The sequence below is a fragment of the Frankia sp. AvcI1 genome, assembly GCF_001420875.1.
GTDB lineage: Bacteria > Actinomycetota > Actinomycetes > Frankiales > Frankiaceae > Frankia > Frankia alni.
This window is the reverse complement of the sequence record NZ_LJFZ01000013.1, coordinates 35,982-61,106: the sequence shown is the minus strand read 5'-3', so window position 1 is coordinate 61,106 and position 25,125 is coordinate 35,982. Positions and strand designations below refer to the sequence as shown.

Genomic DNA, 25,125 nt, shown 5'->3' with positions numbered 1-25,125 from the left:
CCGAGGGCCTCGACGATCCGACCCAGGGCGTGGTGGTCGACTTCGGCGGCGAGGCTCCGGTCGTCACCGACGGCCCGTATGGCGAGACGAAGGAGCTGTTCGGCGGCTTCTACCTGATCGACGTCGCCTCGAAGGAGGAGGCGGTGCAGTGGGCTCGACGGCTGCCGGCGAGCGCCGGCGCGAAGTGCGAGGTCCGCCGGGTGCCGACCATCGACGAGTTCCCGCAGGACAACGAGTGGGTCATCAGGGAGCGGGCGTGGCGCGAGCGGACCGGCCAGCTCTGATGTCCGCGGCCGCCGATGGTCCGCCGCGTGACGAGTCGGCACGTGACGAGTCGGCGCGGCGGGCCGTCGAGGCCGTCTGGCGGATGTCCTCCGCCCGGATCGTCGGCGCGCTCGCCCGCTATACGGGCGACGTCGACCTCGCCGAGGATGTCGCGCAGGAGGCGGTGGCCCAGGCGCTCGTCGCCTGGTCGCGTGACGGTGTGCCGGCGAACCCGGTGGGCTGGCTGCTCACGGCGGCCCGGCGGCGCGCCATCGACGGCTTCCGCCGCCGGTCGGCCCTCGACGAGCGATACGCGCTGCTCGCCGGTCCGCTCGCCGAGGGCGAGACGAGTTCGGGCGGCGTGGGCCCCGGTTCGGGTTCGGGTTCCGGTTCCGGCGCGGTGCCCCCGGCCGACCCGTCGGACGACCTGCCGTGGGATCCCGACCGGGTCGACGACGACGTCCTCGCGCTGATGTTCGTCGCCTGCCACCCGGTGCTCTCCCCCGAGGCCCGCGTGGCGTTGACGCTGCGCGCGGTCGGCGGTCTGACCAGCGAGGAGATCGCCCGGGCTTTCCTCGTACCTGTCGNGACGGTCCAGGCGCGGATCACCCGGGCGAAGAAGACCCTCGGCGCGGCCAGGGTGCCGTTCGCCCTGCCACCGGCCGAGGAACGGCGCGGTCGGCTCGGTGGTGTCCTGAGCGTGCTGTATGTNATCTTCACGGAGGGCTCGACGGCGACAGCCGGTGACAGCCTGCTGCGCCCCGACCTCGCCTACGAGGCGATCCGGCTGGCCCGGACGCTGGCCGCCCTGATGCCTGACGAACCAGAGCCAAACGGGCTGCTCGCCCTCTGCGAACTCACCGCCACCCGCTTCCCCGCGCGCACCGGGCCCGACGGCGAGGCCGTCCTGCTGGCGGACCAGGACCGGCGCCGATGGGACCGCTCGGCGATCCGCCGCGGGATGGCCGCCCTCGACCGGGCCGCGGCCCTCGGGGCTGCCGGCCTCGGACCGTACGGCCTGCAGGCGGCGATCGCCGGCTGCCATGCATCGGCGCCATCGGTCCCGGAGACCGACTGGGAACGGATCGTGCTCCTCTACGAAGCGCTCGGCCGCGTCGCTCCGTCCCCCGTCGTCGAGCTCAACCGGGCCGTCGCCGTCGCAATGGCGCAGGGACCGCAGCAGGCGCTGGCCATCGTCGACCACCTCGTCGCCACCGACCGGTTGGCCGGGTCGCACCTGCTCCCGAGCGTGCGCGGCGAGCTGCTCGGCCGGCTCGGCCGCACGTCGGAGGCCCGAGCCGAGCTGGAACTCGCCGCCCGACTGTGCCGCAACGCCCGCGAACGAGCAGTCCTCCTCCGCAAGGCGGCCGCGCTGGCGTGACCGTCCTCCGCGGTTCCGCGGAACCGGCGGGAGGGCCAGCTGCCTGGTTTCCGGCCAGAGCACCTGTCAGTCCCGATCATCAGGACACGGCGCGTTCCTCGGTCTCGACGGGCTCGGGGCGGAAGGTGGGGATCTGCTCGCCCGCCTCGATCGGGATCGTGAGGCGGTTCTGCTGCGGGGCGAGCGGGCAGGGGGCGTACGGGGTGTAGGCGCACTGCAGGTTTCCGGCGCGGTTGAAGTCGAGCACGATCCGCGTGCTGCCCGGGGCGGGCAGGGGGGTGATCAGCCGGCGGCTGGCGCGGTAGGTCGTGATGCCGCTCGTCGCGTCGGTGAACAAGATGAGGCCGGCGTCCGCGAGATGCTCGGCGCGCAGGAGGATCAGCCGCAGCTCGGCACCGTCGAGCGTGAAGACGGCCTCGCCGACGGCCTCGTGGGTGTGCACGATGCCGTCGACCGCCGCGGCGACCTCGATCGGGCGCGGGGCGGGGTACGGCGCGAACTCGGCCGGGATCACCCAGGCAGGGTCGTGGTCGAACGCCGGCGTCCGGACGTAGGCCTCGCGCAGCGGGTGCCGGGGATCGAGCGAGCGCAGCAGGTCGTTCCCGCCGCGGCGGGACAGCTCGACGACGACGTCGCCGAACGACGCCGCCCGCCGGAACTCCCGCTCGCGGACGGAGCCGAAGACGTGGCGCCCGGTCACGGTCCTGCCGTCGACGACGAGGGACTCCCCCGCGTCGAGGTCGACGACCGGTCCCTGCTCGCCCGTGGCCCACCGTCCCGGGAAGCCCTCGACGCGGCGGGGTTCGCCGTCGAGGAAGTGCAGAGCGCTGTAGGCGAGGAAGCCGTACGGCTGGCGCCGCTGCTGCTCGGACTCCTCCCGCCACGCGTCCCACTCGGCGCGCGCGGCCGCGACGCCGGCCGCGGTCTCGGTGGCAGGCGCGGTCTCGGTGGCAGGCGCGGTCTCGGTGGCAGGCGCGGTCTCGATCGCGGAGGTCATGGTCGGCTCCTCATCCTCGATGGTCCAGATCCTCGGTGGTCCAGGTGCGTGGACGTGGGCGACGGTCACGCCGTCGGTGCCCGGTCGTGCGCAGGGAGGCGCNGGAAGATCTCCTGCGCGATCAGCCGCAGCCCGTCGCGGAACTGGGGGGAGGACTGCGGCAGCGGGACGCTGAACAGGTAGTCGGTCGAGCGGGTGAACGCGGCGTCCTGCAGGAGCTGTTCGATGATGTCGTCCGGATTGCCGTACTTCACGTTCGACCTGGTCAGGAACTCCTCGGCCGTGGCCGGCGGGNCGCCCGGGGTGACGTACTGGCCAGGGTTGCGGCGCAGCTCGGAGTCGAGCAGGGCGATCGCGTCGCGCTTGGACGCCGCCGGGAGCAGGACGCGGGAGATGCCGATCCGCGGGCTGCGCTCACCGGCGTGGGCGTCGAGGTAGTCGTTGATGAGACCCGCCTGGACCTGGCCGGCGTCCCCGGACGGGACCAGCCGGTGCAGGAGCAGCCGGTCACCGGCGCGCCCGATCTCGGCCGCCGTCCGCGGGTTGCCGGTCGCCTGCCACAGCCGCGGCAGCAGCCCGGCCGGCGGCGGGTACAGCTTCACCTCCTTGTCGCCGGCGGCGATCGTGCCGGCGAGGGCCCGGCGCAGATCGTCGAGCGCGTGGGCGTACAGCGACTCCCGGTCGTCCTCGGACAGGTTGAAGGCCTCGAAGGCGACGGTGGAGAANCCCCCGCCGTTGCCCTTGCCGACGCCGAACTCCAGCCGCTCGCCGCTCAGGGCGTCGACCAGCGCCGCCGTCTCGGCCAACCGGATCGGGTTGTCGAAGGTCAGCGGGACCACCGCGGTTCCCAGCCTGATCGTCGTCGTGGTCTGCGACGCCGCCGCGAGGAAGGTGAGCGCGGACGGGAGACCGATGAGGGTGAAGTGCGCCTCCGCGGCCCATGCCGTCTCGTAGCCGAGCTCCTCCGCGAGGCGGATGACCTCGAGCGACTGGTTGTACGTGCGGGCGGGCTCGCCGTCCGCGGGAATCGTCAGGAACAGCGACAGGCCGCGCTGGGGATGCGATGTCACCGGATTCGATGTCACGTCCACGGTCACCGTCAGGACCTCCGATGCAGGATTGTGGTGAAGTGCGGGTCGCCGGCCGGCGCCCGGGGAACGGACCGCGAGCAGCGGGCCTTGTGCCGTTCGGTGGAGCTACCGTTCTGCGGAGTCGACGAGCTGCCGTTCGGTCGGGTCGACGAGCGGCCGTTCGGCGGAGTCGACTAGCTGGCCGAAGGCCTTGGTCTGCGTCTGGGCCGGCGGCTGGGCGGGGAGCCGGCCGCGGCCGTGGACCAGGTCCAGCACCGCGCCGGCGTCGACGTCGTCGAGGCCGCTGCCGTCGCCGCGCCAGGCGACGTGATGGTCCGGCCGGACGAGCGCGTAGGGGGCGCCGTACAGCTCGCGCGCCGCCGGATCCGGCAGGTGGATGACCTCGATCTCGAGGCCCCGGGCGTCGGCCGCCGTCTCGAAGGCGCCGACGGTGCCGGCGGTGCCGGCGTCGTCGGCGAGGACGAGCAGCGCGACGTGGGAGCCGATCCGGTCGTAGAGGGTGAACCCGAAGGGGTCGAGGTTGCCGTTCGGCGCCCGGTGTCCGGGTCGCGCGTCGTCGGCGTACGCGTAGGCGTCCCAGGGCGCCTCGGCCTCGAGCTGGCCGTCCTCGTACCGGATGACCGACGAGGCGTCGTAGCGCTCGTCGAAGACGACCCCGAGCGGCAGGCTCCGGCCCTCCCCGAGGATCGCGCCGATCTCGGCGCGCCGCCGCACCGCGTCCGGGCCGGTGTCGGCGTCGTCCGGGACCCCGAGGGCGCGGACGCGCTCGTAGGCGGCCGTGTGCCGGCGGTCATCCGCCAGGGCGTAGTCGGCGATCCGCCAGTTGTGCGGGCGTCGTTCCTCGTCGTAGGAGTCGAGCAGCGCCTCGCCGGCCTGGCCGCGCAGCACGGCCGCGAGCTTCCAGCCGAGGTTCACCACGTCGCCGAAGCCCTCGCACAGGTTGCCCCCCGGCGTGCGGACGTGCGCCGCGTCGCCGACCAGCGCAATCCGGTCACGGTAGAAGGTGTCGGCGATGCGCGTGGTCTTGAAGAACGGGGTCAGCGACACCACCTCGAGGTCGACGTCGAAGCCGAACGCCGCCCGGGCCTGGGCGATCAGCTCGTCGGTGGTCGGGTCACGATCGAGCGGGTACGGCCCGGCGTACGCCCGCCAGTCGGTCGCGTTCAGGGCCGCAAGGAAGCCGGAGTAGCGGTCGTTGTAGATGACCGCGGTGGCGGGCGGGAACGCCCCGAGCGCGGCCGAGGTGTCCGAGGTGGTCCGCACGACGAACCGGAAGTACCGCTCGTCGGCGTAGCTGCCCGAACGCGGAATCCGCGCCAGCGTGCGGACCGTGCTCGACCCACCGTCGGCGCCGACGACGTACCGGGAGCGGATCGTGCGGCGCCGGCCGGTCTCGACCTCGACCACCGTCGTCGTCACGCCGTCGGCGTCGCTCGCGAGGCCCTCGACCCGCCAGCCGCCCGAGACCGCGGTGCCGATCTCCGCGAGCCGGTCGAGGAAGACGCGCTGCAGCACCGTCTGCGGCCGGCGCAGCATGGTCTCGGTCGAGTACCGGCTGGTCGCGCCGAGCCCGAACGACCGCAGGGTGGTCCCCGCGAGCTGGTGCCCGGCGAGCGAGGTGAGCAGGAGGTTGCCGGTGCTCCACTCGGGCGGGAAGGTCCACGCGTGCTGGATCCGCTGCAGCAGCCCCCAGCCGCGGATGACCTCGAGCGCGCGGGAGGTGTACCCCGCGGCGCCGGCCCGGACCAGCGTCGCGCCGAGCGCGGCGTCCACCACCGCGGCCTGCACCCCGTGCCGGTGGAGCTCGAGCGCGGTGCCGAGGCCGTTGGGTCCGGCCCCGACCACGAGGACGTCCACGTGCTCGGCGGGCTCGGTCCGCGGGAAGGTGAGGGCGTCGACCTGCCGCTTTCCCCGCGTGATCTCGTTGCGTGCGGGCATGGCTACCGTCGCTCCCCGTCGTGGACCGGACCGCTGGACTCCCCCGCCGCGCTCGCGCGGCCGCCGGCCGGTGCGCCGCCGATCCCGAGGTTGCCCCGCAGGGTGTCGTGGGCGTACTCGCGCCGAAAGCGGCCGCGGTCCTGCAGCTGCGTCACCACGCCCTCGATGAACTCGACGAAGCCCGCGGGCTGGACGTCGATGTTGATGACGAAGCCGTCCGACGCCCGCGTGTCGACCCACTCCACGATGTCGTCGGCGACCTGCTCCGGGGTGCCCACGATCAGCCGCTGGCCGCCGGAGAGGTTGTGGAACAGCAGCTGACGGATGGTGAGCCCACGGCGGCGCGCCTCGGCGACGAGCTGGTCGCGACGCGCGGTCACCGCCGGTGCGGCGGCCCGCTGCGCCAGCTCGGCGTAGGGAAGCTGCGCGTCGAGGTCGAGCCTGGAGACATCGAACTCCAGCTGCGCGGTGAGGAGCTCGACGAGCGGCCCCACGGCGAGCAGCTCGTCGAGCTCCCGCTTGCGTTCGCGGGCCGCGGCCTCGGTCGCCCCGAGGACGGTGAACAGGCCCGGCAGGACGAGCAGGTCGTCGGGATTCCGCCCGTTCGCCGCGGCGAGCCCCTTGACCTCGGCCGAGAACTCCCGCGACAGCTCCGGCAGCCGCTGTGAGGTGAACAGCGCGTCCGCCCAGCGGGCGCCCAGCTCCTTGCTCTGCCTCGACGCCCCGGCCTGGAAGAGCACCGGGCGGCGGCCCTGGTAGCCGCCGGGCAGCGGAAGCACCCCGGACGTCCGGTAGAACTCGCCGCTGAAGTCCACGGGCCGGGTGCGCCGCGCGTCGATGTAGACGTCGGCCGCGGCGTCGGCGACCACGGCGTCCTCGGGCAGCGAGGCCCACAGCGCGTCGACGGCGGAGATGAACTCCTCGGCCTTGCGGTAGCGCGCCTGCGGTTCGAGGACCTCGTCGACGCCGAGCGCGGAGCGGGTGACGTCCTCCTGGCTGGTGATGATGTTCCAGCCGGCGCGTCCCTTGCTGACGTGGTCGAGGGTCGCGATCGAGCGGGCGAGCAGGAACGGGTTGCCGTGGATCGCCGGGTTGGTCGACACCAGGCCGATGTGCTCGGTCTCGCGCGCCAGCGCCGCGAGCAGGACGGTCGGATCCGTCCCGCGCCACGGCCGGCGGTAGGAGGCGGCGTCGAGCGAGCCGAGGCGGTCGGCGATGAAGATCGCATCGAAGCGGGCCCGCTCGGCGAGCCGCGCGATCTCGGTGTAGTAGTCGATGCCGGCGATCCAGTCCGACGTCGGCGGCAGGGTCTTCCAGGCCGCGTCGTGGCGGCCGGTCGCCTGCAGGTTCAGGCACAGTCGCACCTGTCGAGTCACGAGTATTCCTTGCGGTCGTCGGGAGCGGGAGGTCGTCGGAAGCAGGTGGTCGTCGGCGTCAGGGGGCGTCGACGTCAGGAGACGGCGAGGCCGGCCCGCAGCCGTTCGCGCTGCTCTCGGTCGGCCGGTCGGGAGGTGAGGGTCGGCNCCGACTCCACGAGCAGCCGGGTGTACGGGTGCGACGGCGCGCTGACGATGCGCGCGGTGTCGCCGGCCTCGACGATCCGGCTGCGGTAGAGCACGATCGTCCGGTCGGAGATGCCCGCGACCGAGCCGAGATCGTGGGAGATGAACAGCATCGCGACGTCGAGGGTGGAGCGCAGCTCGCGGAGCAGCTCGAGGATCGCGACGCGGTTGGCCGAGTCCAGTGCGCTCACCGGCTCGTCGAGGATCAGCAGGCGCGGCTCGCCGATGAGCGCACGGGCGATCGCCACCCGCTGACGCTGCCCGCCGGAGAGCTCGCCGGGGAACCGCTCCAGCAGCGACTCGTCGAGCCGGACGGCGCGGAACTGGCGGCGGACGGCGGCGGCGATCGCCGCCCGGTCGAGCCCGCCGCGGATGCGCAGCGGTTCCGCGACGGACGCGGCGACGGTGTGTTCCGGGTCGAGGCTGCGCAGCGGATCCTGGAACACGTACTGGACGACGCCCTCGCGGCCGAACGCCCGCCGCTGGCGCCCCGACAGGTGGGTGACGTCCCGCCCGCCGACGTGCACGGACCCGGCCGAGGCCCGCACCAGGCCGAGCACCGCGCGCGCGAGGGTCGACTTGCCCGCCCCGGACTCGCCGATGACGCCGACGGTCTCGCCCGGGCGGATCACCAGGGAGGCGTCCTCGAGCGCCTGCTTGCGCCCGCGGCCGCGGCCGAACTGGACGCCGAGCCCGTCGACCCGCAGGACCGGCTCCAGCGACTCGGGCGCGCTCGAACTCCTCGGCTCCGGTACCTGCACCTGCACCGGGGCCTGCACCGGGGCCGAGCCCGATGCCGGCGCCGAGGCCGGCGCCGAGGCCGGCGGGCGCGAACCGGTGCCGGCGGCGCGCAGGCCGTACTGCTCGTGCTCGGCGACCAGCAGCCGGGTGTACTCGTGCCGCGGGGCGTGCAGGATCGCGGCCGTGGGGCCCTGCTCGACGACGTGCCCGTCGCGCATGACCAGCACCTCGTCGCAGAGCTGGGCCACGACGGCGAGATCGTGCGAGACGACGATGAGTGACAGCCCGATCCGCTCCTTCAGCTCGACGAGCAGGTCNAGGATGCCGGCCTGCACCGTGGTGTCGAGCGCGGTCGTCGCCTCGTCGGCGATGAGTACCTCGGGATCGAGAGAGATCGCGATGGCGATGAGGACGCGTTGCAGCATCCCGCCGGACAGCTCGTGCACGTACTGCTCGTAGACGTACGCGGGATCGCGCAGGTGGACGGCGTCGAGCAGCTCGATGGCCCNCTGTTTCGCCGCGGGCCGGTTGAGCCCCTGCTTGACCCGCAGCACCTCCTGGACCTGCTTGCCGACCCGGATCGACGGGTTGAGGTACGACGCCGGGTCCTGGAACACGGCGCTGATCGAGCTGCCGCGCAGGGCCGTCCACTCCGGCCGGGACAGGCCCGCGACGTCGCGGCCAAGCAGCTCGATCGAGCCGCCGGCGACCTCGATGTGCTTCGGCAGGACGCCGAGCACGGCCTTGCAGGTCAACGACTTGCCGCTGCCGGACTCCCCGACGATGCCGACGACCCCGCCGCGGGCGAGGCGCAGGCTCACGCCGTGCACCAGCTCCTCGTCGGCGGCGTCGTTGTGGATCCGCACGTCGGTCAGCGTGAGCACCGTGTCGCGGCCGGCCGCGTCGCGGTCGGCGGGACCAGGCACGCTCGGCGTCATCGGTTGCTCCTCAAACACAGCCGGAACGTCAGGCATGGACGGAACGTCAGTCATGGCGGGGACGTCAGTCATGGCCGGGACGGATCTGTCGGGTCCGCCAGCTCCGCCAGCGCGGCGAGTCGCCGGGTCCGGTTGGAGCGGGCGGTCTTCTCGCCGGTCAGGGCGCGGCCGGTCTCGCCCGCGGCGTCCCGGATGGCGTCCGCGAGCAGGTTGCAGGCCAGGACGGCGGCGAGGATGAGCAGGGTCGGGAAGACCGGTGCGTACGGCTTCTGGGCGAGGTAGCCCAGGTCGGAGGCGAGGATCCCGCCCCAGGTCGGGGTGGGCGGCTGGATCCCGATACCGAGGAACGTCAGGCTCGAGATCACCACGAGCCCGATGCCGAGGGTGGTGGCCAGAGTGACGGCGATCGACGGCAGCACCTTGGACCACACGTGGCTGCGGACGATCCAGCTCGTCGACGCCCCGGCGATGGAGGCCGCCTCCACGTACTGCGACCGGGCGACGGACATCGTCGCCGCCCGGCTCACCCGGTAGAACACGGGTGCGATGAGCATGCCGACGACGATCATGGCCTGGGTGATGCCGTTGCCGAGCAGCGCCGTCATGGCGACCGCGAAGACGAGGAACGGCAGGGCGATGAACGTGTCGACGACCCGCAGGCTCAGCCACTCGAACACCGAGCCGAGATAGACCGACAGGATGCCGGGGATCGTGCCGAGTACCAGGGCGATCCCGGCGACCTCCAGCGCGCTGAGGATGCTCAGNGGCGCGCCGGCGAGGATGCGGCTGAGCACGTCGCGGCCGATGTAGTCGGTGCCCAGCAGGTGGCTGGCCGAGGGGCCGGCAAGCGTCCGGTCGCTCCCCTTCAGCGGGTCGTAGGGCGCCAGGACGGGGCCCAGCACGGCCACGACGGCGATGATCGCGAGCAGGGCGAGGGCGACCCGCGCGCTGGTGAGCCGCAACAGTGTTCTGATCACGCCTCAGACCCCCCGGTTGGCGTCGGGGGTGACGCGGTTGAGCACGATGTTGACAAGCAGGTTGAACACCACGACGAGGACGACCGAGACGACGAGCACGCCCTGTACGGCCGGCACGTCGCCGCGGACCGCCGCCTGGCTGGCGTACACGCCGTACCCGGAGAGCCCGAAGATCGCTTCGATGATCACCGCTCCGCCCAGCAGGTTGGGGAACTTCAGGCCGAGGACCGCCAACGCCGGCGCAATGCCGTTGCGCAGCACGTGCACGAAGAAGATCCGGCGCGGGCCGAGGCCGCGCACGATCGCGCCGGTGACGTAGTTCCCGCGGTAGGCCGACACCAGCCCGTTGCGCAGCTGCCGGGCGACGTCGGCGGCCGTGTCGAAGCTGAGCGCGATCGCGGGGAGGATCAGGTGGCTCAGCCACGGGCCCAGCCCGGCCTGGATCGGCACGTAGCCCGCGGCGGGCAGCAGCTGCAGGCTGACCGCGAACACCGCCGCCAGCCCGATCCCCACGATGAACGGCGGCAGCACCGAGATGACCGTGGTGAAGGTCGTGATCGCCCGGTCGGGCCAGCGGGTGTGGAAGTGGGCGGCGAGCGCGCCGAGCAGAAACCCGAAGACGATGCCGAGGACGAGCGCGACCCCGGCGGCCGAGAGCGTGATGGCGGCCCGCTGGCCGAGCGCGTGCGCCACGCTCAGCCCGTTGTACCAGCTCTTTCCCAGGTCGCCGTGCAGGAGCGAGCCGAGCCAGTCCCCGTACTGGACGAGGAAGGGGCGGTCGAGGCCCCACGTGTGTTCGATGGCCGCCACGGCCTGCGGGGAGGCCGCGTCGCCGAGCTGCAGGTAGGCGGGGCTGCGCCCGCTGAGATGCCCGAGCAGGTAGGTGAGGAAGGTGCCGAGCAGGAACACCGGGACGAGGATCCCGAGCAGCCGGGCGGTCGAGGCGACCGCCCGGCTGATCCGGTGGGCGACCACGCCGCGACGGGCGGCAGGCGGCGCGGTGAGCGCGGGTGGCGGTGCGGACACTGGCTTCTACTCCCGTCGATGAACGGCGTTGGTCGTGTCTTCAGGGTTGGTCGGGGTCGGCTCAGTCGCCGTGGGTGAACGTGACGCCCTTCCAGCTCAGGAAGCCGTCGATCGCGGGCAGGTCGGAGAGCGACTTCTTCTTGGCGATNGCGGAGGCGTAGGTGTAGAGCGACACCGTGGAACCGTTCTCGTAGCCGGCCTTGGCGGCGGCCTGCAGCCGGGAGGGGTAGTCCGGCGAGTCGATGGGCGTGGCCCGGACCGCCTTGAGCGCCTGCTGGAAGGGCGCGGACGTGTACGGCGAGCTCAGGTTGAGCACGCCCCCGGTGTCGTAGTGCTCGGTCAGCGCCTGGACGTGGGAGTCACGGCCGACGTAGCCGAAGATCGACGCGGCGAGGGTCTTGCCGTAGTACCCCTTGCTCCAGTTGGCGAAGTCGGTCAGTTTGATGGTCGTCCGGATGCCGACCGCCTTGAGCTGCTCCTGGAGGACTTCCGCGACCTGGTCGAAGTTGTTGGCGAGGCCGGCGATCTCGAAGGAGATGGNACCGTCCGCGTAGCCGGCCTTCGCCAGGATCTCCCGGGCCCGGGCGGGATCGTAGGGGTGCTCGGAATCCAGCGCGCCGACGTAGGCCGGGTGTCCCTTGGGGAAGGGCTGGTGGGAGGGCTCGCCCTCACCGAACCCGAGTTTGGTGGCGAACTCGGCGGGGTTNACGGCGTAGCGGATCGCCTCGACGACCTTCGGGTCGGTGAACGGCGCCTTGTTGATGTTCAGGCTCAGGAAGGTCGNCCCCCACTGGCGGTTGACCCCCGCCAGGATGTCGAGACCCGCGCCGCGCGCCTGCTGGATCTGTGACCCGTCGATCTGGGCGAAGTTGTACACGCCGGACTGCAGGCCCGGCACGAGCGTGTTCGCGTCGATGCCGANGTTGATCTCGATCCGCTTGACGTGGATGTTCGCCGCGTCCCAGTAGCCGTCCCACTTCTCCAGGACGATCTTCGACTCGGGGACGATCTCCACGACCTTGTACGGACCGGCGCCGACCGGGTTCGTCTGGCTGAGCTTGACCGNGTCCGCCTGCGCGGCCGCCTTGCTGGGCAGCATGNCGCCGCGCACGGACAGCAGGTAGGGGATCTGGTAGTCCTGCTGGCCAAGATCGAGCCGCACCGTGAGGTCGTCGATCACGGTCGCCGACCTGACGTTGTTGTACGAGCCCTTCAGCGCCGAGTTCTGCTGCGTCTTGATCCGCTCGATGTTGAACTTGACGGCCTCGGCGTTGACCGGCGTCCCGTCCTGGAAGGTCAGCTTGGGCTTCAGCCGGATGGTGATCTGGTCGCCCGCCTGGTTGTACGAGTAGCCCTCGGCGAGAGCCGGCTTCACCTCACGCTTCTCGTTCAGCGTGAACAGCGACTCGTAGATGGGCGTGAGGTAGTTCGTCGCCGCGGTCGATCCGGTGACGACCGGGTCCCAGGCGACCGGGATCTGCTTGGTCCCCCAGTGGACCGTGTCCGAGCCGCTCCCCCCGCCGGCGGCCGCACTGGTCGAGCATCCGGCCAGCAGCGCGCCGGCCGTCACCAGTGCGGTGAGGACGCCGAGGCGCCTCTTTCTCGTTCTGAACATTTCTCTCCGATCGGGGGATCGTTCGGGCATCGCGCGGTGGCCNCACCGGCGGTCGTCGCATGAAGGGCATGAACGGGCATGAACTGGCATGACAGGCATGAAGGGCATGACGGGCTGGGCGACGGGAGAGAAGTCCCGTCGCCGATGTCGACGACTACTCGGAGTCGTCAGGGATGGTGTCGCGGACGACCCTGAATCGGTCCCGCGAAGATGACGTATGGGTCGTGGCTGGAGCACTCATGCTCGGGGGCGCCGACCGCGCCCCCGTCACTCACCGACAGCGAGCGCTACCGGTGCGCATGAGGTCGACCTCACGACGGGTGACGAGCGGCATGAGCGCGCGAAGGCGCGGCAGGCCAGTCCTCGGTTCCTCGATCGCCACGGGACCGATCAAAGCCGGCCGAGGCCGCGATGTCAACCCATGTTGTAATGATTTCGATCAGGAAGCACCCGCCGTTTCCCGCCGCGACGCCCCCCATCTCATGACATCATCCCTTGATGACCTCCAAGGTCCCGCAGCCCAAGGAGTCACGTGTCCACCTCCGTTGCGGCCGAGCCCGCCCCGATGCGCACCACCGCCCGCCCCAGGCCCGTCGACACCGGCAGCCTCTGTCTCGACCTCGTCGCCACCCGCACGCCGGGCGGCCCGGACCTGCTCGAGACGGCAGCCGACGCGACGGCGTGGCTCGACGCCTTCGACCTGCCGACCCCCGCGGCCGGGTTCACGTCGCGTGACCTGGAGCGGGTCCAGGCGCTGCGCGCCGCCGTGGACCGCCTCGTCCAGGCCCGCCTCGCCGGCGCCAGCCCCGACCCCGAGGACGCCGGGCACCTCAACACCTGCGCCGCGCCGCCGACGCCGACGTTCTTCCTCCGCGGGGATGCGTGGCTGCGGGTCGAGGTCCCGCAGCCCGACCTGGCCGGCGTGCTGTCCGTCCTCGCCCGCGACGCGGTCCACCTGTTGACCACGAGCGAGCCGAGCCGCCTGCGCTCCTGCGAGGGCTGCGGCCTCGCCTTCTACGACCGCTCCCCCTCGGGTGCCAGGCGCTGGTGCTCGATGAAGCGCTGCGGCGAGCGCACCGCCTCCGCCAACTACCGCCGCCGCCACGCCGATGCCCACGCCGACGCCAACGCCGGCCACAGCGCCATCCCGGCCGACGCGGCGACGGAATCGCCCGTGCCGTCGGCGAACCCGCGTTCCCGGCGAAGCCCCGCGTCCAACCACTGACTCCGGCCCGTCGCCATGGGCGTCCACGCCCTGGCTGGCCGGCAGCGGGGAGTCGCCCGTTGCGTGCCGACCGGTGGCCCTCGGATTCGTCGACGACGTCTACGTCGATGCGGACCATCGCGGAAAGGGCGAGCCACGCCCTCGGAAGTGGAAGCAGGTCGGCAGTCATCGGGAAACGCGGGCACNGAACAGACACACGCCCAGCGCGGTACGCGACCACTTCAGGGACGCTGGAACCTGCCGACGTGGCGACTGCCCACGTAACGTTCTGTCGATCCGGGCCACGACCTGCCCCGTCTGTGCCTAACCTGATGGCGATCAGGATGGACGGGGAGGGAGATCTTCATGCCCAGGTGTCCGCACGCATACTGTCGACGGTCCCGATGAGTGCGCCGGTGGTCGTCGCGGTGNTGGGGGGCGGGGCGAGCGGTTGCCTCGCCACCGCCCAGCTGGCAAGGTCCGTGGCGGTTACCGGCCGAAGATTCACGATCCTGCTCGTCGAACCCGACGACGTCGGTGAGGGCCTGGCGTATCGGACCCGGGATCCGCGGCACCGGCTCAATGTGCCGGCCGCGAAGATGAGCGCCTTCGACGATGACCCGCAGCACTTCCTGCGCTGGCTTCGGCGGCATGTCGCGGTCGACTTTCCGGCCGGGGGCTACGCGCCCCGCCAGTTTTACGCCGACTACCTCCGCCACACGCTGGAGGAGACGCTGCGCGCCGCGGGCGGGGTGCACTGCGAGCGGGTGCGCGCCCGCGCGACGGACGTCCGCCGGCACGGCCGCCGGCTGCGCCTCACGCTCGACGACGGCACCAGCCATCCGGTCGACGGCGTGGTCCTCGCCCTCGGGCACGGCGCTGCGACGACGTCGTGGGCTCCCCCGGCGCTGGCCCGCTCGCCGCGGTTCGTCGGTGATCCGTGGCGGGCGGATTCCCAGCCCCGCGTCCCGGCCGGCAGCGACGTGCTGCTCGTCGGCTCCGGCCTGACCATGGCCGACATGGCCCAGCGCTGGAGCCGGGCCGGCGTGCGCCTGCACGTGACCTCGCGCCACGGGCTGCTTCCACTCCCCCACGCCGCGAACCCGGCACCGCCGCTCGCCGCCCCCCAGCTACCCGACGGACCGTTGAGCCTCGCCCAGGCCCGCCGCCTTGTCTTCGATCACATCCGCGCGGCCGACGGCGACTGGCGGCGGGCCGTGGACGCGATGCGCCCGGTGACGGCCGAGCTGTGGTCACGCCTGGACGCCGCTGCCCGCTCGCGCTTCGTCGCCACGACGATGCGGCGCTGGGACCAGGTGCGCCACCGCGTCGACCCCGCCGTCCACGCCTGGCTGGAGCAGCGACGCGCCGAGGGATCGCTGGTCGTGCACGCCGCCCACGTCGTCGACGCTGCCGACACCGCGGCCGGCATCGAGGTCTCGCTCGGTGACGGCTCCCGTGTGGTCGCCGCGGCCGTGGTCAACTGCACCGGGGCGGGCGCCGGCGTGCGGACCAGCCATGATCCCCTCATCATGAACCTGCTCGCCAGCGGCCTGGCGACCCCGGACGCCCTGGACCTGGGTTTCGCCACCGAGGGGTCCGGGCGGCTGGTCGCGACCGACGGACCGCGGCCGGCGATCTGGGCCATCGGACCGTTGCGGCGCGGCGAACTGTGGGAGAGCACGGCGATCCCCGACCTTCGCGGCCAGGCGGCTGCGCTCGCCCGCGCCGTCGTCACTGCCCTGCCCGGGCCACGGGTCGTCCGGCGGGTGCGCGACCCCTACGGCCTGCCCCTCACCGCCAGCCCGGCGGCGGCCGGTCGCTACGTCGCCGGGCTCGGACGGATCCTGCGGGTGCGGTCCGGAGCCGAGACGCTGGTGGCCGAGGCGGTCGCGGCCGATCCCCAGTTCGCCCTCGGGCAGGNGGTGCTGGCGCTGCTCGGTGCCGAGTGGGGCGCCGACGTCGATGTGGAAACGGCGCTGCGGAACGCTCAACGCCACGCCGGCCGGGCCGACGAGCGGGAGCGGCGCTTCATCGAGGTCGTCGCCGCCCGCATCCACGAGCCGGGCGGAGCCGGTTCGGCGGCGGCGCTGCTCAGCTACATCCAGGCCTACCCGGAGGACGCCNTCGCCGTCAGCATCGCCGTGCCGACCATCGCGTTCAACGGCGCCACGGAGATCCCGGCCGAGGCCTGGGCCCTGGTCGAAGGACTGGCTGCCGTCTACCGCGACGACTGGTGGTACCGGGGGCTGCTCGCCTTCACCCGCCAGGAGCAGGAGCGCTGGGACGAGGCGGCCGAACTCGCCGCACTGTCGCTGGCCGTCGAACCGACCGCCGGCCACGCCGTCCACGCGAAGACCCACGTCCACTACGAGACCGGCGACCACGAGGCCGGACTGGCCTGGTTGGACGCCTGGATCTCGACCTGCGGGTCGGACTCGTCGCATCGGGCGCACTTCTCCTGGCACGCGGCCCTGCACGAACTCGCCCTCGGTGACGACAACGCGATCCGGGCGCGTTTCTCGACCCAGCTCTCGCCGCCGGCCGTCTCCGGCGTCCGGGCGCTGATCGACTCGGCGTCGCTGCTGTGGCGCGGCCTCGCGGCCGGCGCCTGGACGTCGGTGGAACTCGGACCGGTGTTGGAGACCGTTCCCGGCGCGTTGCTCGTCGATCCGCCGACGCCCTTCGTCGGGCTCCACGCGGCCATCGCCCTCGCCGCCGTGGGAGACTGCCGCCGACTCGCGCAACTGCGCCGGTCCGCCGCCGCCCGCAGCAGCGCGGTGTTCACCGACACCGTCGCGCCGCTGGCCGACGCCCTGATGCACCTTCTGCACGGTGATCCCGACCGGGCGACCGACGCGCTGATCGCATTGCCCGGCGTCGAGCGGCTCGGAGGCAGCGCCGCCCAGCGCGAGATCGTCGAGGACACCACGATCTACTGCGCCATCCAGGCCAACCGGCCCGACCTCGCCCAGTCGCTTCTGCAGACCCGACTCGACCGCCGCTGCTCCCCCCGCGACGTCCACCGCCGCGCACAACTCCTCACCGGCCAACAGACCGGACGCTCGTCACCGAGCGAGTGACCGGTACTTCGTCATGGTCGACGTGGTGGTGCTCGCCCGGACGGCGACAAAGTTCATCTCCGGGTCCAGCGGACGGAGGCAATTGATGGTGGGCGGGGCGATCCCATCCCGGATGGCCAGGCAGGACACGATCGCCTCGACCGCACCCCCGGTGCCGATCATGTGCCCGGTCATGGACTTGGTTGAGCTGACCGGGACATGTGGCGCGTACGCGCCGAACACCCCTCGTTGCGTACTCCATCACCACCCGGTCGGCGTGAAACGTCCAGGTGGCGCTTCTCCGGACCAGCTCGAATCCCAGGTCCATCGGGCGTCCTCCGCTATCGNCGCTGGCTCTTCCGGTCCGGGAGAAGCATCGCGCCGGTGGTGATGACCAGCTCGAGGGCGCCCAGGAAGACAAGCACCACGCCGACCTTGGTCAGGGTGAAGACCGGGATCTTGACCCCGTCCGTGGTGAAGTAGAGGATCAACCCGGCGGCCAGCATGAAGGCACCGGTGATCAGGGACTTGACATTGTTGGACACGTCGCCTCCTCGGCGTATGAGGATCCGGGCAGCACTCCATCCTCGGCCGGCCCGCCGGTGTCGCCNGTCGACTGCGGCGAGACTGACCGCAGGTCGTGCAGAAACCTGATGAAGAACAGTCCGAATGCGACTCCAACCTAGCAGCATCCAAGNACCGCGAATGCGCTCCGACTGCCGAAGGCCGCGATCAGCCAGGTCAGCAATGAAACCCCGAACGGGCTCGGCCCGGAGACCTCAGTGGTTGCGATACTCGTGACCCGGCCGAACAATCTTTCGGGAACCCGCTCCTGTAGCACCAACATGTACTGGAGATCGACGGGGCTGATCACCACTCCCGCGACGAACATCACCATGAGTGCGACCGGCACGGCGGTCTGCGCTGCGAGTAGAAGAACCAGCACCCCGGAGGAGCTGACTGGACCGGATTCCGGTGTGGTCGCCGCGGCCGACGCGACCACACGGTCGGGCGCCGCGCCTCCGACTGGAGTCAGGAGAGGTAGAAAAGGCACCGCGGGATCCAGGACGGATGCCACCGCCACCAGTACTCCGCATTTCCTGTTGCGAAGTCCATAAACAAGCGGCTACATCCGTCGCCGGGAAAGGAATACCACGGGAGAGTCGAGCAAGAACGCTCGGGGTCCTCGACCGGTACTGGCAGCAGATTGCNGCCCACGGCCACGGACGGCCGATCGACCGGCCGCCGGCAGTGACGGAGTGGTCCGTCAGCTGGTCGTCGCCGACTTCTGGCCCATGGCCAGGAAGTACGCCGCGCACCTCGGCCAGGNCACGCTGCGCCCGCTCGGCCCCGGATACTGGTACGGCGGCCCGTGGCTCCGTGTCATGCTGCTCAGCGTTGTCAAGGAGCAATAGCGCGATCCGGCCGCGGCTCTATGACCACCCGTTCTGGTCGGGCCGGTGGTGGGTGGCCGGGTGGTCGCATCCGTCGGTCNATCATGGGATCGCGGTCACTCCGCCACCGCCTTCCCCGGAAACGGCGCGGAGACGAGCGACGGGATGATCAGACGGTGAAACGGCTTCACCACCGCGAAGTAGGCGCGGCCAAGGGTGTCATTCAGCTGCACCTCGGTGGTGAAGCTTCCGCGCGGAGCGATGCCCTCGCGGGTCGTGAAGATCGCGCGGAAGNCCAGGTGCGGGTCGGAGTCCGCGCAGACGACACGGTCGGCCTCGATCGAGCGCACGACGAGCGGACCGAACTTTCCGCCGACGGAAAGGTGGACGCTGCGGCCGTAGTTTCGTTCCTGCGTCTGGAAACCTAGGCGGCCGGCGACGACGTCCCGCGCGGACAGCAGCATCTCCAGCCAGCGCGGTGCCGCTTCGAGGATGCGGGCGCAGAACGCCGGCGCGTCCATCGGCTCGGGCAGGGCAACGGAGTAGGTGTCGCGGTAGTCGATCCGATCAAACCGGTCGGCGGACGCGCTCATGTCGGTGGTGGGGGCGGCAGCAGGTCGAGCAGGGCCGACGTGTCCAACGTGGTTGGCATGGTCATTTATGGGACATCCTCACCGTGCATCGCTTCTGTCCGTCATCGTCGCCCTTGATTGCCACGCGGGTCAGGGCTGCCGGGCTTCCAGTGGTGCCCAACACGATCGTCGCCGCGTCGCCCCAGGCTGACGAACTGCGCGGCGAACGCGACTTCCCGCGCAGGCAGTCGCGCCCGCCACGTCCCTCTCAGCTCACGCGCTGAACGTGGGAACGGGGGTGTGCGGGGGCGGGCGTCCTGTGGTTCTCTGCCACGGACCGCGTCTCCGACCTGCAGGTCTTCCGCGCCGAGCTGCGCAACGTCGCCACCGGAGGCACGGTGATCGACGCCGACCCGGTCGTCCGGCTCGTCACCCGCCGTCGCCAGGACGACCCCCTGGGCAGACTCACCGACCGGGAACGGGCGGTGCTGGCCCCTGATGGCACCCGGACACTCCAACACCGCCATCGCCATCGACCTCAACCTCGCCGTCAAGACCCTCGAGGNCCACGTGACCTCCATCTTCACGAAACTGGACCTGACACCAGGCGACCGCGAACACCGACGCGTACTCGCGGTCCTCCGCTTCCTGCGCGGATGAGTCCCGTGCCCCCGGCGCCAGTAAAGATCCTCAATGCCTTGACTGTCCGATACCATCGGCCCCTGTGGCGGTAGCGCCCATCGTGTCCGCGACTGGCTGGGCATTCCCACCACAATGGTCATGCCATCGCTCCNTCGTCGAGCGGTGCCTGGGTCGTCGGCTCCCCGTTGTGCTTTCTGTTGTTGACGACGAGGATGCCCGTCCCCGGCGTCGACTCGGCGATGTTCGTGTCCTTCCGGAGAGGGGTCGTCGTGCGCGTCGCGATTTTCGCCGTGGGCACCCGCGGTGATGTTCAGCCCGCGGCCGTGCTCGGAGCCGAACTGATCCGGCGCGGACACGAGGTGATCATGGGTCTGCNGGGTGAGATCGCCAGCTTCGGGATCAGAATGGGTGTCGAGGTGTCGCCGATCGGCGCGGAGCCGCTCGAGTTCATGGGATCCGAGGAGGTCCGGCGCTGGCTGGGCGCGGGCGACGTGCGGCAGGTGATCAAGGGCTTCATGGACTTCAAGCGCCAGAACACCGACCGTATCGCCGAGGCGATGGCGGAGGCCAGCGACGGCGCGGATCTCATCGTCTCCGGGATCCTCACCGAGGACGAGGCGGCCTGTATCGCGGAATGGCGACAGGTGCCCATGGTCGGTCTGCACCACGCGCCGCTCCGCCAGAACAGCGCCTTCCCGCTTTTCGTCCTCAGCACCCGCCGACTCCCCGGTGCGGTGAACCGTATGATGTATCNGCCGATCGAATTCGCCGGCTGGCGCGTGATCGCCGCGGACGTCAACCGGCTGCGCCGCCGACTTGGTCTTCCGCCGACCCGTGAACCCACCCCGACCGCACTGGCCCGGGCCGGAGCGACCGAAATCCAGGCGTTCAGCCGCTTCCTGGTGCCGGAACTGGAACACTGGGACCAACGCCGACCACTCGTCGGATTCCTGGGACTGTCTCCGGAGCAGCGGCGGCTGCTCGGGGAGGACAAGCTCGACCCGGCGGTCGACGTGTGGTTGGACGAGGGCGAGCCGCCGGTCTACTTCGGATTCGGGAGCATGCCCATCCACAACGCGCGAGGCACGCTGGCGTTGATCGAGCGGGTGTCTCGTTCCCTGGGGGTCCGCGCGCTGGTCAGCGCCGGATGGACCGATCTGCCCGCGGGGATCAGCTCGGACGGTCAGGTCTGTGTGGTCGGGGCGCTCGACCATGACGCGGTGCTGCCCCGGTGCCGCGTCGCGGTGCACCACGGCGGCGCCGGCACCACGGCGGCGTCAATCGGCGCNGGCCTGCCGACCGTCGTCTGCTCGGTCCTCGGTGACCAGCCCTTCTGGGGCGCCCGGCTGCAGCGGCTGGGGATCGGGGCCACGCTGCGCTTCTCCGACCTCAACGAGCGGGTGCTGGCCCGGGCCGTGGAACCACTCCTGCACCCCGGGCGGCGGGAACGGGTGGCCCGCTTCGCCGCCCAGCTGAAGTCGGACGATGCCCCCGGCCGCACCGCCGACATCCTGGAACAGGTGCACGGCTCCCGGCCGCCCCGACCCAGGGCGGGCTCCTAGCTGCTACTTCGTGGTCTTGTTGCGGACGCCGCTGACGTAGCGCACGTCTCCCATGCGCAGGTCGTCGTCCCTGAGGGGCGGAAGGCCGTGGGCGGCGAGCAGGTCTCGGACGCTTATTCCGGTCAGCGCCCAGCCGCGGTCGGCCAGGTAGGGAGCCGCCTCGTTGCGCTCACCGTAATAGCGNAGCCTCGCCATGTCGGGATCGAAACTGTGNGCACGCCAGCGTTCGGAGATGCGGTTCAGGGCTTCCTTCGTCCTGTCCTCGTCGCCCGGTTTCGGGTTGGGCCGGTTCTCGGTNGCCACCCGGCTTTCCGGCGCACTGAGTTCGGTGACGGTGTCCAGCAGGCGGTCCTGCGCCTCGGGCGGCAGGTAGCCCAGCAGGCCTTCGGCGCTCCACGCGGTCGGCCGGGCCGGGTCGAAGCCGGCGGCGCGCAGTGCGGCGGGCCAGTCGTCGCGCAGATCGACCGCGGCCACTCGCCGGTCGGCGGTGGGCACAGCGCCCAACGCGGCCAGCGTACGGGTCTTGAATTCGACGACCCGCGGCTGGTCGAGCTCGTACACCACGGTCCCGATCGGCCAGGGCAGTCGGTAGGCGCGGGAATCCAGCCCCGAGGCCAGGATCACGACCTGCGTGATACCCGTGTTCGTCGCCTCGAGGAAGAACTCGTCGTAGAACCTGGCCCGTACCTTGGCCACGTCGATGGCCACCTGCTCGACCAGGCCGTCTGGGGGCACGTCGCCGGTCGCCAGCCGGGTGAGGAGATCGATGCCGACCGCCCGGACAAGCGGTGCGGCGAACGGGTCGTCGATGAGCCGACGATCCGCGCGGGTCGCTATCGCCCGGGCCACCGCGGCCATGGTGGCGGTCGCGCCGACGCTGGACGCCAGGTCCCAGGTGTCTCCGTCGTGCCTGGTGGAAGTCATGTCCTGCCCAGAAGTCGTGGTCGGNTCGCCGTTTCCGTTCTGCCTCGGCAACGTCGCGCCACACGGTATCCGCCGCAAGGACTCGGTATCGGTCAAGCGATTCGGCCGCGGCAACCGAGACCACCATGGGTGCACGGGAAGGGCCAGGAATAGTGGGGCGTCCTCGAGCGTCCACAACGATGTTCGGATTCGCGACGCGTCGTCGAAGGAGTCGGTCATCCGTGGGCCTCGGGATCTCGTTGCATACAGGAGCAACCCCCGTCGGCGACACCTTGGGTGTCATCCTGGAACGCGCCCATGAGGCGGCGGAGGCCGGCGTCGACACCGTCTGGTTCTCCCAGGGACTCGACATCGACGCGATCACCGTGTCCGCCNTCGTCGGCCGGGAGGTCCCCGGCATCGGGATCGGCACCGCGGCGGTACCGATGTACCCGCGCCATCCCCTCGTGACCGCCGCCCAGGCCAGGACCGCGCAGATCGCCACCGACGGCCGTTTCCTGCTCGGCATCGGCCTGGGAAACCGGGCCGTGGTCGAGGATGCCTTCGGCGTCCCGTTCGAGCGGCCCATCCGCCACCTCCGCGACTACCTCCGCGTCCTGCGCTCGGTGTTCGAGACCGGTGCCGCCGATGTCCAGGGCCCGACCGTCACCGCCCGCCTGCCCACGACGTCACCCACGGGTCCGCGGACCGGCGTCACCCCTGCGATCCCGCTGCTCGTCGCGGCCATGGGTCCCCAGGCCCTGCGCGCCGCGGGCGAACTGGCCGACGGAACGCTGCCCTACCTGGCGGGGCCGCGCACCCTCGCCGAGTCGATCGTCCCCACCATCGTCGGGGCGGCACGCGCCGCCGGTCGTCCCGACCCCACCATCGCGGTCGGTGTCCCGGCCGCCGTCACCGCCGATGTCGCGGGAACCCGTGCCCACGCGGAGCGAACCCTGGCCGCCTACGGCAACGTCCCCTCCTACCGTGCCGTGTTGGACGCGGAGGGCGCGATCCACCCCGCCGACCTCGCCCTGATCGGTGACGAGGATGCCGTCGCCGCCGGCATCCGGCGATACCTGGATGCCGGTGCGACCGACGTGCGCATCTCCCCCGCCGCCTTCCGTACCGACGACGACCGGCTGCGTACCTGGCGACTCGTCGGAGAACTGGCGCGACGGGCCCGAACGGCCACCGGCGCGGACACCGAGCGAGAACAAGCGGGGATCGGATGAACGCTCCGCCCGCACGTCCTGGACCGGACAGAAGATCGCATCCGCGCGGCGACGGGGTCGGACCCGCCGGCGGCCGCCGCGCTACCCGGTCCGGCGATGAACGTGATGGATGAGGCGGGCGATCCCGCGATAGGGGTCCCGCGCCCCGGCCGCCCACTCGGCGTCGACGACGGCGTCCACGTCCGGCCCCGGCGGCATGCCGCCGAGATGATCGGTGAAGGTCCTGATCCCGTACCAGGCGAGCGACCGCGTTCCGGCGGCGGTGAGGATCGCGGCGACGTTCGCCGGATCGTCGCCGGGTGGCATCTGCACCGCCGGCTGCCGGCCCGGTCCGGCGGCTCCGGCGGCTCCGGCGGCTCCGGCGGACCTGGCGGCTCCGGCGGACCTGGGCTCGCCGAGNAGCGCCGTGGTGTCCCCCCAGCGACCCTGTAGTCCCGCGCGCAGCGCAAGCGCCGGGCCGTTCTTGCCGACCACGGAGATGATCCCGCCGGGCCGGGTGAGCTCGACGAGGACGTGCAACAGGGGCGCCGGCTCGGGGACGAACATGATGACGCCGTGGCAGAAGGTGGCGTCCCAGCCGGTCCCCACCAGGTCAACGGCGTCCCGGCCGTCCCCCCGGACCAGCTCCACGCGCCGCCGGACCGACTCGGGGGCGTCGGCCAGCCCGCGTCGCGTCTCGGCCAACATCCGTGGGTCGGGCTCGCAGACGGTCACGTCGTATCCCCGCCGGGCGAACTCCAGCGCCTGCACGCCGTTCCCACCGCCGATGTCCAGCAGCCGCGCCGGCGCGGGCGGCAGATGCCCGATCAGTGCGCGGCTGACCAGCCGCTGCCGGACGACTCCTCGCAGCGTCGCGGTGTGCGCCACATAGTCGGCCGCGTCCGTGTAGTCGGCCGTGTCCGGGCCGTCGACGACGGCGAGCACGCGGGGCGCAGCGGCGGCAGGATCGCCGTGACTCGGCTGCGGCTGGTGGCCGGCGACCCGCGCCGGCTTCCGGGAAACCTGCGGCCCGCCTACCGGCGGCACCCGAAGCTCGCGCTCGGACGCCGACGGGTGGACCGCAGGCGGGACGGTGTGGTCGACATCGGCCGCGCTGCGACCACTGATCGGGGACGGGGACGGGGACGGTTGCATCAGGCAGTGCTCCTTCCTCACTACGGATGGCCTGTCCCGTTCGGCGGCACCGCGAACCTCTTCCGTCCTCTTCCACGCGATCCCCGGAATGCTCCCGGTCACCTCGGGCAGGGCGAACGAGTGTCGACTCCCCACCCGTACCGGCCCGTTAGACTCTGTGCCGATGCGCCTGATGCTGCTCCGACACGGCCAAACCCCCTCCAACGTCGCCGGCGCCCTCGACACAGGGCGGCCGGGAGCCGCGCTGACCGCCCTGGGCCACGCGCAGGCACGTAGGCTGCCCGACGCACTCCGCGGTGAGACGATCTCGGCGATCTACGCCTCGGTCCTGGTTCGCACTCAGCTCACCGCGGCGCCCCTTGCCGAAGCACGGGGGCTGGGAGTCGGCGTCGTGGAAGGCATCGAGGAGATCGCCGCGGGCGAACTCGAGCTGCGCAGCGACAGGACGTCCATCGCGACCTACCTCGACGTCAACGCCGCCTGGATCCACGGCGATCTGGACCGGGCGATGCCGGGTGGGCAGAACGGTCACCNGTTCGTCGCCCGCTACGACACCGCGATCGCGAACATCGCGGCCGCGCATGGCGAGCNCGACGCCATCCTGCTCGTCAGTCACGGTTCCGCGATCCGAACCTGGGTCGGCANACGGGTCGGCGATGGTGGGTCCGTCGAGGATCGGTGGCTCGCGAACACCGGGATGGTCACGCTCGAAGGCGACTCCTCGACCGGCTGGAACCTCGTTCAGTGGCATGGCGAACCGCTGGGCGGGTCCGCCCCTCCTGACGTCGCCGCCCACGATGTCACCGGCGCTCCGCCGCGCGAGGCCGTCTCCGAGAACCGCGCGGCCGGGTAGCCCGCAGCCAACCCGCACCCGGCGGATGTCTCAC

The 25,125-nt window shown here is 71.7% G+C and carries 15 protein-coding genes and 23 pseudogenes; 15 read left to right on the top strand and 23 right to left on the bottom strand.

All coding sequences use genetic code 11. The annotated features are described in order from the left end of the window. From UK94_RS15125 to UK94_RS52970, 4 genes and pseudogenes are all read left to right on the top strand, one after another. Positions 1-284: YciI family protein (locus tag UK94_RS15125; RefSeq protein ID WP_055750359.1), on the top strand; the 284-nt coding region annotated here is incomplete at its 5' end. Then, positions 284-851 (top strand): annotated as a pseudogene (locus UK94_RS52975) (sigma factor); the annotation flags it as partial. The gene UK94_RS15125 and the pseudogene UK94_RS52975, both read left to right, overlap by 1 nt. Position 852: 1 nt before the next feature. Then, positions 853-975, top strand: a pseudogene (locus UK94_RS73965) (hypothetical protein); the annotation flags it as partial. A 1-nt stretch (position 976) separates the two neighbouring features. Beyond that, on the top strand, positions 977-1,645 hold a 669-nt coding region (locus UK94_RS52970; protein WP_313949510.1), incomplete at its 5' end, for a DUF6596 domain-containing protein. A gap of 79 nt (positions 1,646-1,724) precedes the next feature. Here UK94_RS52970 and UK94_RS15115 read toward each other — a convergent pair. The 18 genes and pseudogenes from UK94_RS15115 to UK94_RS52895 all read right to left on the bottom strand — a co-directional run. Then, a complete protein-coding gene (locus UK94_RS15115) occupies positions 1,725-2,642 on the bottom strand; it encodes a DUF1684 domain-containing protein (protein ID WP_011606466.1) in 918 nt (305 codons plus the stop codon). A gap of 295 nt (positions 2,643-2,937) precedes the next feature. Further along, a pseudogene (locus UK94_RS52965) lies at positions 2,938-3,367 on the bottom strand (LLM class flavin-dependent oxidoreductase); the annotation flags it as partial. 1 nt (position 3,368) lies between these two features. Next, positions 3,369-3,712, bottom strand: a 344-nt coding sequence (locus tag UK94_RS52960; RefSeq protein WP_235488028.1) for an LLM class flavin-dependent oxidoreductase, incomplete at its 3' end; no start/stop codon positions are given. A gap of 126 nt (positions 3,713-3,838) precedes the next feature. Then, entirely contained in the window at positions 3,839-5,671 is a 1,833-nt protein-coding gene (locus UK94_RS15105; protein WP_011606468.1) for an FAD-dependent monooxygenase, read from the bottom strand. Positions 5,672-5,673: 2 nt separating this feature from the next. Then, positions 5,674-7,047: an NtaA/DmoA family FMN-dependent monooxygenase gene (locus tag UK94_RS15100; protein WP_011606469.1), complete on the bottom strand. Its 1,374-nt coding sequence runs from the start codon at positions 7,045-7,047 to the stop codon at positions 5,674-5,676. Positions 7,048-7,121: 74 nt separating this feature from the next. Then, positions 7,122-7,194: pseudogene (locus UK94_RS73960) on the bottom strand (hypothetical protein); the annotation flags it as partial. A gap of 1 nt (position 7,195) precedes the next feature. Then, a pseudogene (locus UK94_RS73955) lies at positions 7,196-8,291 on the bottom strand (ATP-binding cassette domain-containing protein); the annotation flags it as partial. Between the two features lies 1 nt (position 8,292). Beyond that, a pseudogene (locus UK94_RS52940) lies at positions 8,293-8,482 on the bottom strand (ATP-binding cassette domain-containing protein); the annotation flags it as partial. Between the two features lies 1 nt (position 8,483). Then, positions 8,484-8,912 (bottom strand): ATP-binding cassette domain-containing protein (locus UK94_RS52935; protein WP_235488026.1); only part of this gene is annotated, 429 nt, incomplete at its 3' end. Between the two features lie 68 nt (positions 8,913-8,980). Continuing rightward, positions 8,981-9,637, bottom strand: a complete 657-nt coding sequence (locus UK94_RS15090) for an ABC transporter permease (RefSeq protein WP_268761381.1) — start codon at positions 9,635-9,637, stop codon at positions 8,981-8,983. Positions 9,638-9,677: 40 nt separating this feature from the next. After that, positions 9,678-9,889, bottom strand: a pseudogene (locus UK94_RS52930) (ABC transporter permease); the annotation flags it as partial. 3 nt (positions 9,890-9,892) lie between these two features. Then, entirely contained in the window at positions 9,893-10,915 is a 1,023-nt protein-coding gene (locus tag UK94_RS15085) for an ABC transporter permease (protein WP_011606472.1), read from the bottom strand. Between the two features lie 149 nt (positions 10,916-11,064). Next, positions 11,065-11,455, bottom strand: a pseudogene (locus tag UK94_RS52925) (transcription antiterminator BlgG); the annotation flags it as partial. Position 11,456: 1 nt separating this feature from the next. Next, positions 11,457-11,621, bottom strand: a pseudogene (locus tag UK94_RS52920) (transcription antiterminator BlgG); the annotation flags it as partial. 1 nt (position 11,622) lies between these two features. After that, positions 11,623-11,698 (bottom strand): annotated as a pseudogene (locus tag UK94_RS52915) (hypothetical protein); the annotation flags it as partial. 1 nt (position 11,699) lies between these two features. Continuing rightward, positions 11,700-11,836, bottom strand: a pseudogene (locus UK94_RS52910) (hypothetical protein); the annotation flags it as partial. Position 11,837: 1 nt separating this feature from the next. Further along, a pseudogene (locus tag UK94_RS52905) lies at positions 11,838-11,980 on the bottom strand (ABC transporter substrate-binding protein); the annotation flags it as partial. Positions 11,981-12,016: 36 nt separating this feature from the next. After that, positions 12,017-12,530 (bottom strand): ABC transporter substrate-binding protein (locus tag UK94_RS52895; RefSeq protein ID WP_235488024.1); only part of this gene is annotated, 514 nt, incomplete at its 3' end. A gap of 532 nt (positions 12,531-13,062) precedes the next feature. Here UK94_RS52895 and UK94_RS15075 point away from each other — a divergent pair. Together UK94_RS15075 and UK94_RS52890 are read left to right on the top strand one after the other, a co-directional pair. Next, on the top strand, positions 13,063-13,755 hold the full coding sequence (locus UK94_RS15075; protein ID WP_011606474.1) for an ABATE domain-containing protein: 693 nt from the start codon (positions 13,063-13,065) through the stop codon (positions 13,753-13,755). A 411-nt stretch (positions 13,756-14,166) separates the two neighbouring features. Further along, positions 14,167-15,657 (top strand): annotated as a pseudogene (locus tag UK94_RS52890) (FAD/NAD(P)-binding protein); the annotation flags it as partial. Positions 15,658-17,144: 1,487 nt separating this feature from the next. On the opposite strand, the gene UK94_RS15060 reads toward UK94_RS52890, so the two are convergent. Beyond that, a partial coding sequence (locus UK94_RS15060; protein ID WP_268761368.1) for a DUF5708 family protein occupies positions 17,145-17,341 on the bottom strand: 197 nt, incomplete at its 3' end. 2,275 nt (positions 17,342-19,616) lie between these two features. Here UK94_RS15060 and UK94_RS52885 point away from each other — a divergent pair. The 3 pseudogenes from UK94_RS52885 to UK94_RS52875 all read left to right on the top strand — a co-directional run. Continuing rightward, positions 19,617-19,779 (top strand): annotated as a pseudogene (locus UK94_RS52885) (glycosyltransferase); the annotation flags it as partial. A gap of 1 nt (position 19,780) precedes the next feature. Beyond that, positions 19,781-20,157 (top strand): annotated as a pseudogene (locus tag UK94_RS52880) (glycosyltransferase); the annotation flags it as partial. Positions 20,158-20,693: 536 nt separating this feature from the next. Further along, positions 20,694-20,966: pseudogene (locus tag UK94_RS52875) on the top strand (glycosyltransferase); the annotation flags it as partial. A 3-nt stretch (positions 20,967-20,969) separates the two neighbouring features. Here the strand turns inward: UK94_RS52875 and UK94_RS52870 are convergent. The 3 genes and pseudogenes from UK94_RS52870 to UK94_RS52855 form a co-directional block, all read right to left on the bottom strand. Then, a pseudogene (locus UK94_RS52870) lies at positions 20,970-21,149 on the bottom strand (SAM-dependent methyltransferase); the annotation flags it as partial. Between the two features lie 31 nt (positions 21,150-21,180). Further along, positions 21,181-21,263: pseudogene (locus UK94_RS52860) on the bottom strand (hypothetical protein); the annotation flags it as partial. A 1-nt stretch (position 21,264) separates the two neighbouring features. Then, positions 21,265-21,824: class I SAM-dependent methyltransferase (locus tag UK94_RS52855; protein WP_235488085.1), on the bottom strand; the 560-nt coding region annotated here is incomplete at its 3' end. Positions 21,825-22,015: 191 nt separating this feature from the next. Between UK94_RS52855 and UK94_RS52850 the strand changes: the two are divergent. Further along, a pseudogene (locus UK94_RS52850) lies at positions 22,016-22,264 on the top strand (hypothetical protein); the annotation flags it as partial. A gap of 1 nt (position 22,265) precedes the next feature. Then, a partial coding sequence (locus UK94_RS15030; protein ID WP_235488022.1) for a TIGR03564 family F420-dependent LLM class oxidoreductase occupies positions 22,266-23,104 on the top strand: 839 nt, incomplete at its 5' end. A gap of 400 nt (positions 23,105-23,504) precedes the next feature. Here the strand turns inward: UK94_RS15030 and UK94_RS52845 are convergent. After that, positions 23,505-24,238: class I SAM-dependent methyltransferase (locus UK94_RS52845; protein WP_235488019.1), on the bottom strand; the 734-nt coding region annotated here is incomplete at its 3' end. 88 nt (positions 24,239-24,326) lie between these two features. On the opposite strand from UK94_RS52845, the pseudogene UK94_RS52840 reads away from it, so the two are divergent. The 4 pseudogenes from UK94_RS52840 to UK94_RS52825 form a co-directional block, all read left to right on the top strand. Then, positions 24,327-24,771 (top strand): annotated as a pseudogene (locus UK94_RS52840) (histidine phosphatase family protein); the annotation flags it as partial. Position 24,772: 1 nt separating this feature from the next. Further along, positions 24,773-24,828, top strand: a pseudogene (locus UK94_RS52835) (hypothetical protein); the annotation flags it as partial. Between the two features lies 1 nt (position 24,829). Further along, positions 24,830-24,882 (top strand): annotated as a pseudogene (locus tag UK94_RS52830) (hypothetical protein); the annotation flags it as partial. 1 nt (position 24,883) lies between these two features. Next, positions 24,884-25,091, top strand: a pseudogene (locus UK94_RS52825) (histidine phosphatase family protein); the annotation flags it as partial. Between the last annotated feature and the right edge of the window lie 34 nt (positions 25,092-25,125).